This is a genomic window from Kitasatospora sp. NPDC022785, assembly GCF_055561295.1.
In genome coordinates this window covers 220,496-233,157 of sequence record NZ_JBVHHB010000007.1, presented here as the reverse complement: position 1 = coordinate 233,157, position 12,662 = coordinate 220,496, and the positions used below count along the sequence as shown (strand labels likewise).

12 protein-coding genes are annotated in these 12,662 nt (G+C 75.4%); 1 reads left to right on the top strand and 11 read right to left on the bottom strand.

The window, feature by feature from the left end:
- Positions 1–150 precede the first annotated feature (150 nt).
- The 7 genes from ACZ3YO_RS14480 to ACZ3YO_RS14450 form a co-directional block, all read right to left on the bottom strand.
- Positions 151–324: a thiazolylpeptide-type bacteriocin gene (locus tag ACZ3YO_RS14480; RefSeq protein WP_465569179.1), complete on the bottom strand. Its 174-nt coding sequence runs from the start codon at positions 322–324 to the stop codon at positions 151–153.
- A 279-nt stretch (positions 325–603) separates the two neighbouring features.
- A complete protein-coding gene (locus tag ACZ3YO_RS14475) occupies positions 604–1,077 on the bottom strand; it encodes a hypothetical protein (protein ID WP_465569177.1) in 474 nt (157 codons plus the stop codon).
- A complete protein-coding gene (locus ACZ3YO_RS14470; RefSeq protein WP_465569175.1) occupies positions 1,074–2,057 on the bottom strand; it encodes a thiopeptide-type bacteriocin biosynthesis protein in 984 nt (327 codons plus the stop codon). The genes ACZ3YO_RS14475 and ACZ3YO_RS14470 overlap by 4 nt, the downstream gene beginning before the upstream one ends.
- A complete protein-coding gene (locus tag ACZ3YO_RS14465; protein WP_465569173.1) occupies positions 2,054–3,601 on the bottom strand; it encodes a nitroreductase family protein in 1,548 nt (515 codons plus the stop codon). Before ACZ3YO_RS14465 ends, ACZ3YO_RS14470 begins: the two co-directional genes overlap by 4 nt.
- Positions 3,602–3,612: 11 nt before the next feature.
- Positions 3,613–5,496 carry a YcaO-like family protein gene (locus ACZ3YO_RS14460; RefSeq protein ID WP_465569171.1) on the bottom strand — a complete coding sequence of 628 codons (1,884 nt, stop codon included), beginning with the start codon at positions 5,494–5,496 and terminating at the stop codon, positions 3,613–3,615.
- Positions 5,484–7,268 carry a serine/threonine-protein kinase gene (locus ACZ3YO_RS14455; protein ID WP_465569169.1) on the bottom strand — a complete coding sequence of 595 codons (1,785 nt, stop codon included), beginning with the start codon at positions 7,266–7,268 and terminating at the stop codon, positions 5,484–5,486. The genes ACZ3YO_RS14460 and ACZ3YO_RS14455 overlap by 13 nt, the downstream gene beginning before the upstream one ends.
- 130 nt (positions 7,269–7,398) lie before the next feature.
- Positions 7,399–7,656, bottom strand: coding sequence for a hypothetical protein (locus tag ACZ3YO_RS14450; RefSeq protein WP_465569167.1), 258 nt, complete (start codon positions 7,654–7,656; stop codon positions 7,399–7,401).
- Positions 7,657–7,855: 199 nt separating this feature from the next.
- Here ACZ3YO_RS14450 and ACZ3YO_RS14445 point away from each other — a divergent pair, with 199 nt between their 5' ends.
- On the top strand, positions 7,856–8,887 hold the full coding sequence (locus ACZ3YO_RS14445) for a helix-turn-helix transcriptional regulator (RefSeq protein WP_465569165.1): 1,032 nt from the start codon (positions 7,856–7,858) through the stop codon (positions 8,885–8,887).
- Positions 8,888–9,031: 144 nt separating this feature from the next.
- Here the strand turns inward: ACZ3YO_RS14445 and ACZ3YO_RS14440 are convergent, their stop codons facing one another.
- From ACZ3YO_RS14440 to ACZ3YO_RS14425, 4 genes are all read right to left on the bottom strand, one after another.
- Positions 9,032–9,853, bottom strand: coding sequence for an integrase (locus tag ACZ3YO_RS14440; RefSeq protein WP_396322807.1), 822 nt, complete (start codon positions 9,851–9,853; stop codon positions 9,032–9,034).
- Positions 9,854–10,086: 233 nt separating this feature from the next.
- The gene (locus ACZ3YO_RS14435; protein ID WP_465569162.1) at positions 10,087–10,809 is read right to left on the bottom strand and encodes a TIGR03086 family metal-binding protein; all 723 of its coding nucleotides are present in this window, start codon (positions 10,807–10,809) and stop codon (positions 10,087–10,089) included.
- Entirely contained in the window at positions 10,806–11,732 is a 927-nt protein-coding gene (locus ACZ3YO_RS14430; protein ID WP_465569160.1) for an alpha/beta hydrolase, read from the bottom strand. The genes ACZ3YO_RS14435 and ACZ3YO_RS14430 overlap by 4 nt, the downstream gene beginning before the upstream one ends.
- Positions 11,733–11,952: 220 nt before the next feature.
- On the bottom strand, positions 11,953–12,537 hold the full coding sequence (locus tag ACZ3YO_RS14425) for a TetR/AcrR family transcriptional regulator (protein WP_396322995.1): 585 nt from the start codon (positions 12,535–12,537) through the stop codon (positions 11,953–11,955).
- Between the last annotated feature and the right edge of the window lie 125 nt (positions 12,538–12,662).

The window sequence follows — 12,662 nt, the reverse complement described above, 5'->3', positions numbered from 1 at the left end:
CTCCGGCAGGGCGGCGGCGTCGCCGACCTCCAGCACCGACAGCTCCTCGACGTCGACCGTCGGGACCTCGGCCGACTGCTCGGCCTGCGGGGTGTTGATGGACTCGCTCATGATGGAACTCCGTTTCTCAGTGGGCTTGTTGACGCTGGATCAGCAGCAGCAGGTGGACGAGGAGGAGGAGCAGCACATGGTGCCGCCGCTGGAGGCACCCATCTCCGGCAGGGCGGCGGCGTCGCCGACCTCCAGCACCGACAGCTCCTCGACGTCGACCGTCGGGACCTCGGCCGACTGCTCGGCCTGCGGGGTGTTCACGGACTCGCTCATCTGTGGATCTCCATGGGATCTCATCGGTTCGCTCCGGGATCGGGCCCGTTCGGGCCGCATTCCGGGCTCCACGCGGCGGATGCCGGCGCGGCGGGGCCGGCCCGGGAGGGCCGGCGCTCACCCCTGACGGGGGAGGTCTGTGGGGGGATCAGCCGATCCCGGGGAAAGGGCCGCGCGGGCGGCCGGTCGTTCGGCCTGCGGCGCGGGCGCCTGGCCGGCCACGCGGGTACCTGGTCGGCTACGCGGGTGCCCCGACCTGCGGCACGGGTGCCCGGTCGGCTACGCGGGCGCCTGGTCGGACAGTTCGGCGACCAGCAGGACGCCGGTGTCCAGGCCGTCCAACTGCGCGGCCATGTCGAGCAGTTCCTGGTCGTGCACCCGCGGCCAGCGCACCGCGAAGCCGTGGGCGGCCGCGGCGCGCGCCAGACCGCAGCGCAGGCCGTCCAACACCGCCGGGTCGGTCCGCGGCTCGCCGGCGAGCACGCACCAGAAGGATCCGTCCGGCTGTCCGGCCGGCGTGCCGAGGGCGGCCGCGAAGGCCTCGGCGAAGGCGTGGCCGTGGTACACCCGGTCGCCGAGCGGGAGGAGGACCCGGCCGTACCGGCCCGCCGCCCGCTCCAGCGCGAACCAGCGGCCCTCGGCCGGCGGCGGCCCGACCCTCTCGGCGAGCTCCGGCAGCAGGGTGGCGCAGGCGCGCTCGTACCCGCCGGCCGGGACGGCCGTCGTCCCGGCCGCCGTCCCGGTGACGGTCACGCCGCGGCCGCCGTACGGTGGCCCGCCCAGAGCTCGATCAGCACGCTGAGCAGGAAGACCTCCTGCTCGGGGCCGAAGCCCAGCCGGTTGAGCGTCATGTGCAGGTGCGAGGCGAGGATCTCCGGCGGGCTGGAGCTCAGCTCCCCGGCCAGGGCGGCGTCCCGCCAGACGTCCATGGCGGCGCCCAGCCGCTCCGCCCACCGGTCGGCGGCCCGGCCGGCACCCGGCAGGGCGCCCGGCCCGCCCGGGAAGCGCTCGGCGAGCAGTTCCGCGGAGCGCAGCGACGCCTCGCGGGCGGCGAGCGGGTTCATGCCCGGGTGCTCGGCGCGCCCGGCCCAGGTCAGCCAGGAGGTGCGCAGTCCGCGCAGGAACCGCTCCTGGGAAACGTGGTCCGGATCGGCCGCGCGGACCGCCGCCGCGATCGTGAGCAGGGCGAATGTCACCCGGCCGTTCCAGGTCGGACGGGCCCGCAGGACGGCCGTCACCAGCTCGCTGCTGTCGCCGAACAGCGACTCGCTGAGCCCCAGCAGGGCCGGCCCGCCGTAGCGGTCGGTCTCCGGGGCGTACGGCTCACGGTGCACCCCGCCCGGTCGCAGCTCGGCCAGCGGCAACGCCTCGAAGCCGTCCGCGCCGCCCTCGCCGGCCTTGGCGATCGGGCCGGTGCTCCGGTGGTACTGCTCGGTGCTCATCCGTTCGCCGTCCGGGACGCCCGCGTTGACCGGGGCAAGCCGTTCGGCGAGCGCAGCCGTGACGCCGGGCTCGGCCGACTCGTCCAGACCGGCGAGCCGCAGCCGCAGGTGCGGCCCGTGCTGCCAGTACCGGATGAAGAACCAGCCGGTGATCGCGTCGTCGGCCCGCAGCTCGCGCACCACCGGTTCGACCACGTCCAGCAGGACGGTGTCCACCAGCGCCGGTGCGGCGGAGTCGAGGTGGAGGTGCCAGCAGCTCCAGCGGGGTCTGCCGTCCAGGGTGCCGGTCATGACCGCAGGTCCAGCATCGGCTCGCGGAACCGGCCGGTGCCGCAGACCACCTGGAAGACGGCGGTCTGGTCGCGGTCCAGCTCCAGCGTGCGGGCGATCCGCACCTCGTCGAAGGCGCGGGCCGGCCGGGCGTACATGCCGTACGCCGCGGCGCCGAGCACCAGGCCCTGTGCCGACCAGCCGCACGCGTACTGCAGCAGCTTCCACGCGCTGGGCCCGAACTCGGCGAACAGCGCGCGCAGGTCGGCGGTGAAGGTCCAGACGAAGGTGGCGTGCCGCACCGGGCAGTCGTTGCCGCCGCTCAGCGGGTACCCGAACTGGGAGTCCAGCGCGGCGTGCACGCCGGGCCGGGCGAGGTGCCCGGTGAGCCTGTTGCCCTCGACGCAGTGGATGCCGTCCGGCAGCCCCTCGACGTCCTGGACGCAGAGGGTGAGCCGGATGTGCCCGGCGACGGCGGCGAGCAGCGGGGACGGCGGCGGCGCACAGGCCAGCGCCAGGCTGTCGGCGGCGGCCGCGTACGGCTGGGGCGCCCGGACGCCGGAGAAGCCGCCGATCCCCTCGGGGGTGCGCCCGGCCGTACGGTTCCAGAGCACCTCGGCCCAGCTCAGGCCGTTGCCCTCGACCGGGTACGGGCCGGTGCCGGTGGCCTCGGCCGCCGGGGCGGGCGCCCCGGACGGCCGGGTCATCCGGTCGATCCGCAGCACCCGGTCCAGTGCCTGGTCTCCGGTGGGCGCCGGCCGGTCGGTACCGGGACGCCAGCGCGGGGTCGCGCCGTCCAGCCGGACCGCGACCGGGTAGGCCCAGCCCTCGGCGGGCCGGATGCCGATCCGCTCGGCCAGGCCCTCGGGGTGGGGGGTCGGCAGTTCCAGCTCCGCCCGCACCCCGAACAGCTGGGCCGCGAGGTACAGGCTGCGCAGGTTGTGACCGATTTCGAGGTCCACCAGCGGGCCGCGCAGCAGCGCGTACTGCGGCGGCAGGTCGGTGTGCCGCCCGGCCAGCACCACGGTGGTGCCGTGCTCGCCGGGGGCGGCGGGGGTGCCCTCGACGTCCAGGAGCGCGTGGCGCCGTACGTCCAGGTAGCGGGTGGCGCCGTCCTGCAGCAGGTAGGGGCGGACCGGGAACTTGCTGCGGACCGACGGCACGACGCGGTGGTCGTTGAAGGAGTTCGACGGCTCCCGGCGCTGCAGGCCGAACGCGGTGACCAGCAGATGGTCCAGGGTCTCCTCACCGGCTGCCGGCCCGTCCTCCGGCCGGAGGCCGGCGGGGAAGGGGGTGCGGCGCAGCAGCCGGGAGGTGCCGAGGGCGAGCGGGCGGCCGGCGTCGGGGCGGACCGCTGCGGGGAGCTGCCCGCTGGTGGTGCCGATCGAGGGGTCGATCTGCGGGCCCGGGGCGACGAAGGCCTTGCCGGCGCCCTGTTCGAAGGCGAAGCGGCGCAGTTCCCGCAGGTCGTCGATGCCGTTCGGGGCGTCGGTGCGCCGCGGTTCGGCGGTGCCCCGCGGTTCGGCGGTGCCGGGCAGAGCGTCGCGTTCGAGTGTCTGGCTCATCGGTCCTCCTCTCACGGGAACGGGTGGGGGTCGAGCGGAAGGTCGTCGGCGGTGACCGGGCGGCCGTCGACCAGGAGGCCGTCGGTCAGCCTGGTGAGGCCGAGCAGCCGCTGGTTGGCGTGGCCGAAGGTCATCGGCAACGTGCCGGGGACGATCACCTTGGCGGCGGCCAGCCCCAGGTCACGGTGGTCCCGGGTGGACTGGTCGACGACGATGGCGGTGTCCATCCCGGCGTCGGCGTACAGGCCGAGCACGGTCTCCAGCGAGGCCCGTACGTCGGGACGCGCGCCGGCCGCCGGGCGCAGCGCGTCGGGCCAGCCGGGGAAGGCCTCGTCCAGCCGCACGACCGGGCCGCCCAGCACCTCGGTGACGCGGGGCAGCAGTTCGGGCCGCTTGTAGAGCTGGTAGTGGTCGTCGAGCACGCGCACCTCGAACGGGTCGGCGATCATCCGCTCCACCGCCGCCGGGTCGAACGGCACCCGCTCGTGGACCAGTTGTGCCAGTTCCCACAGGCCGGCCTCGACCGCGGCCTCCGGGTCCGGGTGGGTACCGGCCGCGGAGTAGCTGGCGGGGAACAGCCCGTCCCGGTGGACGGCCAGCACCCACACCGAGGGCAGCGGGATGTCCTGGCTCGCCGCCAGCAGGTGCACGTCGTAGCCGCGCGAGCGGATCAGGCCGATCAGCTCCCGGCTGCGCTCCCGGCGCACCGACGCGGGGTCGATGGCCGGCAGCGGGCGCCGCCGGTGCCAGGCGAGCAGGAACGCGTCGCGCTCGGTGACCTCGAAGAGGGCGTGCAGCGCCGCCTCCTCCAGGCTCGCGCCGAGCGCGCAGCCGCTGGAGGACTCCAGGAAGTGGATCTTCCGGTCGCCTTCCCGCTGCAGCTTGTACTGGTAGAAGCCGACTTCGGCCGGCACCAGCACCGGCTCCCCGGTGGGGATGCGGTGGCCCCAGACCCAGTCGGTCGGGGTGTCCGGCGCGTACGGCAGCACCCGGCAGTAGGGGTGGGCGAGCTGTCGCGCGGTGTGCCCGCCCAGCGTGGCCGGGTCCAGCGCGGGCAGGTCGATGTCCTGGTGGGCGAGGTTCCTGACGACCCGTCCCGTGCCGTACGGGAACCCGCCGATCCGCTCGTACATCTCCAGGATGGCGACGGGATCGCTCTCCCGGTAGGTGGCGCCGCGGCCGTGCCCCGCGCCGACCGGTCCGCCGGGCATCACGGCGTTGCTCATCGCGAACGGGGCCTGGGTCTCCCGCTGCACCCCGACGAAGGGGCCGAAGCGGGCGTCGACCGTCCGCCGGTGCAGCTCGTCGGCGGGCATCGGCAGGCCGGGGCGCTCGCGCAGCGGCAGTCGCTGTGGCGACGGACGGTCGGAGAGCACCAGGGGCTCCGGCGTCCGGACGGGCGGCGCGGCGGTGCGGTCGTGGGGCATGCCCGCGTCCCCGCAGACCGGGCAGGCGTGGTACCGGGCGATCCGGTGCCGGCGCAGTCCGCCCGGACGGACGGACAGCAGCTCGCCCGGGGCCAGGGGGGTTCCGGCGGCCAGCGCGGCCCGGGCCAGCAGCGGGAGCAGCGGCGACGCGCCGGTGCCGGAGCGCCGGGCACCCCACTCGCGGGCGATCGGGTGGCCGCCGGCGATCGGTGCGGCGAGTCGCTCCCGCGCCTCGGCGCAGCCCGCGCAGGAGGGCGCGGGCGCGGCCGGGTCCCACAGCGGGCCGATCTGCACCTCGTCCGGGAGGACCCGGACGGAGAGCAGCGGCACCCCGGCCTCGCGGGCCGCCGTCCAGGCGGCGCGCTCCACCTCGGTGTCCCAGCCCTCGCTCATGCTGAGGCGGGCACCGTGCAGCTCGGCGAACTCCGCCCAGGGGGTGGACGGTTCGGTGATCGTCAGGACAGCCATACCGGCCCCCAGCACAGCTTCTGCTCCCCGGCCAGCGGGTCGGCGACGACACGGACCCCGAGCGGACGCACCCCGTGGGCGTGGCAGTACGCCTCGATGTCCCCGGCCAGCGCGTTCAGCTCGGGCTCGGTCATCAGGTCGATCAGTTCGGTTCCGGGCGCCGGGTCGACGGTGCCGGGGTGACCGGCCTGTTCGGCCCGACGGGCGCCGTGGGCCGCGGCCAGCGCCAGGCCGGCGGCCCGGTCGGTGCTGTCGCCCCAGGCGGAGCCCAGCACGGCGCCGGTTCGGGCGTCCGCCACGGTGACGGTGCACCAGGGGCCGGCGAGTCCGGTGGGGCGGCCGAGCGTGAGCGCGACCGGCTGGTCCTCGTACTCCTCCAGGGTGCGCCAGAACCGCAGGGTGTCGTGGTCGGTGACGTCGTCCCAGCCCAGGACGGTGGCCGGCGTCGCGGCGGAGCGTGCCAGGATCCGCAGGACACCGTCCAGCAGCCAGCGCGCCTCGGTGGTTCCGGCGGCCGACACCGAGCGCTCCAGGACACGGATCCCGGGCGGGTACGGCACGGCGGCCAGGACGCGCAGCCCGGCGAGGATCGCCTGGACGGCGGCGGAGCCGTGGTCGATGCCGCGGCGGACGAGGGGCCCGCCGAAGTCGGGGGTGAGGCCTTCGAGGACGGCCAGGGCGGACGGGAGCTGCGGCAGGTCGTCGGGGGCGATCCACCGGAACGGGCCTGTCCAGGGTGCGAACAGCGGCAGCGAGTCGGTGAGCACCTCCTCGGTCACGACCGGCGCGAGCCCCGACGGGTCGGCGTCGCCGAGGCTGCGGATGCCGCTCCACTCGGCCTGACCCGATCCGGCTAGCACGGCCTCGTCGGACTCCAGCGCGGGACCGTGCACCACCGAGACGGAGCTCTCCGGCGTGCCGAGGCCGATGTGCTGGAAGGCCCGGTGGGCGGCGAGCGCACCGGCCATGATGGCGCCGGTGGGCGACGGTACGGTCCGCGCCTGGTCACCCTGCCGGATCACCGCACGCTCGACCAGCCTGCCGTGCAGACCGGGCGCCTCGCCCGCCGTCCGCAGCGGGCCGACGACCTGGGGGCCACCGGCCCGCGTCGCGTCCGAGGTGGTCACCGGGACGATCGCGGCACCGGGCGCGAGTTCGGCGGTCGCGTCGACCGACGGCGCGGCGTCCACGACCACCGCCACGCAGGCACCGGACAGCAGTCCGGCGGCCTCGGCGGCGGAGGCGGGCAGCACGACGCGGTCGAGCTCCGGGTCGAGCAGCAGCAGCCCGGACGGGTCCGGGGCGCTTCCGTCCGTACCGGCCAGGACGACGCTGCCGAAGCCGGCCGCGGCCAGGCCGCGGGCCGCCGACTCGGCGGCGGGCCCCCGGCCGAGGACGGCCGCCCGGCCCTCGCGCACCCGGCGGAAGGCGGTGTACGGCTCGTCGCTGCGGGTCTCCAGGTAGGCGAGCGTGTCGCCGTACGCGGCGCGCTCGTCCGGCCCGGGCTCCGGGGTGTCCAGCCGGTCGAGGTCGAACAGCAGCTCGCGCAGGAGGAGCTGTCCGGCCACCCAGCGCACGACACCGCGGGTCTTCTCGGCGCCGGCCGCCGCGACCAGTTCGTCCTCGGTGGCGCCGCGGTCCAGCAGCGGGGTCAGCCGGTCGACCAGCTGGAACAGGCTCGCCGGGCCGGCCAGCAGGAACGCCCCTTTGGCGGCGGAGACGTACACGCCCTTGCTGACCGGTGCGTAGTGCACGCCGGGGCGGGATCGCACGCCGCGGAGCGGCAGCGGAGAAGGTGCGGCAGACATGGGTCCTCGATCGCGGGTCGGATCAGCGCAGATCAGGTCGGGTCAGGTCAGGTCGGGTGGGCGCGGCCGGGTCGGGCTCCGGCGGGGCCCGCGGTCACTCCCAGCGGAGGTCGCCGTGGCCGCCGTCCTTGCCCGGCTTGTGCCCGACCGGCTTCGGGACGAGGTGCAGCGGGTCGGCGTCCGGCCCGGCCGCCGACGCGGTGGCGGTGCCGGCGGTGCCGGTGGTGGCGGTGGCGGTGGCGGCGGCGGTGCCGGCGGTCACGGTGCCGGCGGTCGCGGCGGACGCCGGGCCGGCCATGACCGCGGTGGCGAGAGCGGTCAGAACGAAGCAGGAAGCAAGGCGCTTGCCCATGGTGTTTTCCCCCGTTGTGTCGATCGCCGGATCACGGCGTCGTACGTTCCCTCGGACTCCTCCGCCGTTTCCGGCCGGGAGCCGCACCTGCTTTCCGGTGCAGCTCCACAGTGGCCCGCCGGTTGGGGGGATCTCCACCTCACGCCCCTGTCATAAAGTTGCAGCGCAGCGAAATCACTATGATCAAACGGGGGCAATCATGGTCAGTCCGGACATCCTTCCGTCACTTTCAGGCCGCCTCGACGAGACGGCCGCGAGAGTGTTCACCTGGGCCGTCAGACACGGCCGGCTGGATGAACGGGCAGCTGACGAGCTCGGCCTGACCTCCGGCCAACTGGAGCAGGCGACCGGCGCCCTCTCCGAGCTCCGCCTGCTGCGCCCCGCTCCCGACGGTTCCTCGGCGCTGATCGCCACCAACCCCGAGCTCGCCGCGGCCGAACTGATCGGCCCCATCAACGCCGCGCTGCAGGCGCGCCAGCAGCAGGCCGCCCAGGTGCGGACCGAGCTGCTCGGGCTGGTGCCCTTCTACTACGAGATGAGGCGCGAGCGCAGCAGCTCCGAGGCGATCGACGTGATGGACAACCCCGACGACGTCCGCGCCATGTTCCAGGAGCTGGCCGGGAACTGCCGTACAGAGGTGTTCAGCGCACACCCGGGCATCGGCTCGACCGAGGGCATGGCGGACGCGCTCGAGCGCAACCTCGAACTGCTCGACCGCGGCGTACGGATGCGGGCGCTGTACCAGCACACCGTCCGCGTCAATCCGGCCATGCAGCACTACGCCAGCCAACTGACCGCCTCCGGCTGCGAGTTGCGCACCGACAACGAGATCGTCGACCGCGTCGTCATCGTGGACCGCGAGGTCGCTTTCATTCCCCGGACGGGGATCGGCGCACCCAGCGGCGCCGTCATGGTGCGCGAGCCCGCCCTCGTCGACTACCTCTACCGTTCGCTGGAACAGTGCTGGGGCCGGGCCCTGCCGTTCGGCCAGGAGGAGACCCGCAGCGTGGTCGCGGGCTACGGCGAGGCCGGCGCGGCGATCAAGAGCTCCATCGCCCGGATGCTCGCCGAGGGCAGCACCGACGAGCAGGCCGCCCGGCGCCTGGGCATGTCCGTCCGCACCTGCCGCCGGCACATCGCCGAGCTCATGGACAGCCTGGGCGCGGACAGCCGCTTCCAGGCCGGCGTCCTCGCCGAACGGGCGGGCGTCGTCACCGCGGCGGCCGCCTGAGCGGACCGCCGTCCGCCGCGGGGGACCGCGGCACCGGACTCCGGGACCGCCGCGGACTCCCGGACCGCCGCACCGCTCCGGCGGGTGCGACGGGCCCGCCCGGACGACCGGGGCTCCCGGCCGTGAGCGGAGCCACGGCCACCGTCACAGCAACGCGTAGAGGGCCGAGGCGTCGTCGTGCGCCTTGCCGCGCGGCCAGCGCTCGCAGGCGGCGTCCGCCCGCTCGACCGCCCGTACCTGGGCGATCAGCTCACCCGGCCCCGACTCGGCGAGCAGCCGCAGCGCGTCGGCCCAACTGCCCAGACCGAAGCGCTCGGTGTAGCGCGAGGCGCCGTCGGTCAGCGCGGCCACCGCGTGCAGCCGGTCCACGCCGACGAAGCCGGTCTCGGCGTGCTGGGCCGCCTTCGGGCTGGCGGCGGCGATCCACGGGCCGTTGCCGGTGTTCCGGGCGGCGCGCACGGCCAGCGCGTACTCCAGGTGCAGCGCGGCGCGCTCGGCCGAGCCGGGCACCGTCGACCAGACCTGCCGGCGCAGCTCCTCGCCGCCGGGGAAGCGCTGGTTGTCGCCGATCACCTTCGGCGGGCCGTCCTTGAACTGGAGCACCAGCAGCGAGTCTCCGAGCACCAGGTACTCCAGCGCGGCGCCGTGCCGACGGGCGGCGACCACCATGGCCGCCGGCGTGTTGGGGTGGCCGAGGTCGCAGCGGCCGCCGTGCAGCGCGGCCGTCTCCGCGATGGCGTCGGCCAGGCACTCCCCGATCGAGCGGTCCGCGCGGTCGGTGAGCCGGGCCAGCAGATGCACCCCCAACCGCCGTACGTACCAGGGGGTGCCGTGGCGGCACCCGGACTCCAGGCCGGTCGGCGAGCTCGAACCGTCGAGCAGTACGAGCGCCTCCGGCGAGGCCGCCGCGAAATCCTCGCTCTCGCGGTCCGGCCGCCGTGCTTCCCCTGCGAGCTGTACCTGCATCCCGACAGTGTGGCCGCCGACGGCGCGCAGGCCCAGACCCGTGCACGCGGCGCGCGGGTTCGTCCCGGTGGCAACGGGAGTAATTCGGCCATACCGTCGGATACCGAGTGGACAATTCGGCCAATCAGGGCCTGCGGGGTTTGGGATCTCCTTCGGGGGGCCCGGCCTTCCGGCGCTGACGGGCCTCCCCAGGACTGGCGAGGAGCGAGAAAATGGTCTGGCAGTTCTTCGTGCTACTGGCCGCCTCGATCGGCTTTCCGATCGCCGCGCTGCTCTTCCTGATCGGCGGACCGCGCTTCCCCGACGAGCAGCGCGACGGGCGCTGAGCCCGGCCCCGGGCCGGCGGGCGGCGTCCACGCCGGGTCGCGGCCGAGCAGCGCCAGCGCGCGGTCGAACGGCCCGGCGCCGTCGGCCTGCTGACGGCGCTCCCGGAACGCCCGCCCCGGCGCCCGGTCCGCGGGCGCGGCTGGCACCAGCCCGGCCACCGACAGCAGGGCGGCCGCGAGCCGCTCCTCGCCGTCCACCGCCTCGGCGATCCCCTTCGGCACGCCCAGCGCCGCCGCGACGTCCCAGGCGTGCACCAGGGTGTCCAGCAGGTGGAAGCCGACGGCCTGGCGCAACGGGAAGGGGCCGCCGTCGCGGATCTCGGGCAGCCAGAGTTCGCGTCCGGCCGTGGCGTGCGCCTCGGTGAAGGCCGCCGTCAGCTCCTCGGCCGAGCGCCGGAACGCGCCCGCCGGATCGCCGTCGACCGGGACGTCCCGCCAGAGTGCCCGGTCGGCCCCGGCACCCCGGGCGGCCGCGGCGAAGCCCCGGTGCTGGCCGACCACGTGCTCCAGCAGGCGGCGGAGCGTCCAGCCGGCACAGGGCGTCGCCAGCACCAGCTGTTCGGGCTGGACGGTGGTGATCACCTCGGCGGCCAACGCCAGGGACCGGGTGTGCAGTTCGAGCAGGCTCATGCGGCACCGACCTCCTGCGCGACACCCTGTGCGACATCCCGCGCGACATCCCGCGCGAGGTCCGGGCCGCCAGGACGGCCGGCCGCCAGGAAGCCGACGGCGTTGTCGATGACGGTGGCTTCGGTGAGGATCCGGCGGTGGCCGAGGCCCCGGGTGACGACCAGGTCGAGCCGGTCGCCGTACGCGGCCTTGAGCCGGCGGGCGTGGCCGACCGCGACCACGTCGTCGCCCTCGTCGTGCAGCACCAGGATCGGCAGGCCGATCTCCTCGGGGCGGCGGGCGGCGTCGAAGTACTCGGTGACGTCGCCGACGCCGGGGAACATCTCGCGCTCCATCAGCCGCCGCAGCCGCCGCTCGACCACGCCGTTCAGCCCGGCCTGGGCACAGAAGGCGGCCGGCATGAAGGAGATCTCACTGACCCCGGCGATCGCGACCAGCCGCCCGGCCCGCAGGCCGCCCCGCAGGGCCAGGAAGGCGGCGTTGACGCCGAGCGAGTGCGCCACCACCGCCTCGAAGTCGCCGTACCGCTCCTGGAGCCGGCCGGCCAGCTCGCGGAGGTCGAGCACGGTGCTGGTGCGGCCGCCGGAGTCGCCGTGGCCGGGGGCGTCGAAGGCGACCGGGCTCAGGCCGAGCGCCCTCATCCGGGGCACGAAGGCGGCGAACCGCGAGGCGCGGGACTGCCACCCGTGCAGCAGCAGGACGGGCCGACTGCCGTCGCCCCAGCGGTAGACCACCACGGGCTCGCCGCGGACGGAGAGCCGCTCGGTGACGGCCTGTGCGTGGACCTCGCGTTCGAGGGTGCGTACCCGGCCGCGCCGCAGGGGGTGGCGGAAGAGCCGGAACGCGGCCTGGCCGGCCAGGCCGGGGGCGATCAGCGAGGTGGCGTTGAGGGTGGTGCGGATCAGTGCGACGGCCGGGTCCATCGGGGACTCCCTGTCGGTGTTGACGGGTCTGCCTGGGTGCGGGGGCCGAACTGCGGAAGATATTAGCACGATCGTTCGTGCAGTTTTATGCCCCAGAGCCGGCCACCGGGACACCACGTGGGAATCAGGCGCGGGACCGGGCACGCGGGATCAGACAGGTCGGCGCCGGGCAGGGGTGGCCGGGCAAGGGTGGCCGGGCAGGGGGATCAGGCGCGCGGGATCAGGCCAGCTCGGGCGCCCGCGGGTCGGCCGCCTCCGCCCGCAGCAGCCGCAGCGCCACACGCCCCGCCCGGTCGTACGGGGTGTCCTCGCCGAAGAGCAGGGCCTGCGAATTGGCCGTCTCCAGCACCGCGATCAGCGCGAACGCCAAGTCCTCCAGGTCGGCGTCGGCCCGCAGCCCGCCCGTCGCCCGGGCCTGCGCCAGCGTGTCGAGCAGCAGGTCGCGCCACTCCCGGGCGCAGCCGGCCAGCGCGTCGCGCAGCGGGCCGGGGCGGGCGTCGAACTCGGCGCTCACCTCGTAGAAGAAGCAGCCGCCGGGGAAGACCCTGGCCCGCGAGTACGCCAGCCAGCTCTCGCAGAGCCGCCGGGCCCGGCCGAGGCCGGGGGCGGTGTCCTGGACGGGGGTGACCACCGCGTCCGCGAAGATCCGCCGGGCGGCGCGGACGGTGGCCAGCTGCAGCTCCTCCTTGGAGCCGAAGCCCGCGAACACCCCGCTCTTGCTCAGCCCGAGGTCGGTGGCCAGCCGACCGATCGACAGCGCGTCCAGCCCCTCGACGGAGGCGATCTCGACCGCACGGCGCAGCACCGCCCGGCGGGTCTCCTCACCGCGCTGGACCCGTCCGTCGGCCCGCCCGTCGGCACGGACGGCCGCGCGTCCGTCGGTTCGCGGGTCCGTGTGCCGGTCCGTGACAGAGCCGCTCACAGTCCACC

Bases quoted from the DNA above. Each gene is read 5' to 3' on its own strand.
- ACZ3YO_RS14435 (WP_465569162.1), bottom strand. From the start codon at position 10,809: ATGAGCCTGCTCGAACTGCACACCCGGTCCCTGGCGTTGGCCGCCGAG.
- ACZ3YO_RS14440 (WP_396322807.1), bottom strand. From the start codon at position 9,853: ATGCAGGTACAGCTCGCAGGGGAAGCACGGCGGCCGGACCGCGAGAGC.
- ACZ3YO_RS14460 (WP_465569171.1), bottom strand. From the start codon at position 5,496: ATGGCTGTCCTGACGATCACCGAACCGTCCACCCCCTGGGCGGAGTTC.
- ACZ3YO_RS14480 (WP_465569179.1), bottom strand. From the start codon at position 324: ATGAGCGAGTCCGTGAACACCCCGCAGGCCGAGCAGTCGGCCGAGGTC.
- ACZ3YO_RS14430 (WP_465569160.1), bottom strand. From the start codon at position 11,732: ATGGACCCGGCCGTCGCACTGATCCGCACCACCCTCAACGCCACCTCG.
- ACZ3YO_RS14445 (WP_465569165.1), top strand. From the start codon at position 7,856: ATGGTCAGTCCGGACATCCTTCCGTCACTTTCAGGCCGCCTCGACGAG.
- ACZ3YO_RS14450 (WP_465569167.1), bottom strand. From the start codon at position 7,656: ATGGGCAAGCGCCTTGCTTCCTGCTTCGTTCTGACCGCTCTCGCCACC.
- ACZ3YO_RS14470 (WP_465569175.1), bottom strand. From the start codon at position 2,057: ATGACCGGCACCCTGGACGGCAGACCCCGCTGGAGCTGCTGGCACCTC.
- ACZ3YO_RS14465 (WP_465569173.1), bottom strand. From the start codon at position 3,601: ATGAGCCAGACACTCGAACGCGACGCTCTGCCCGGCACCGCCGAACCG.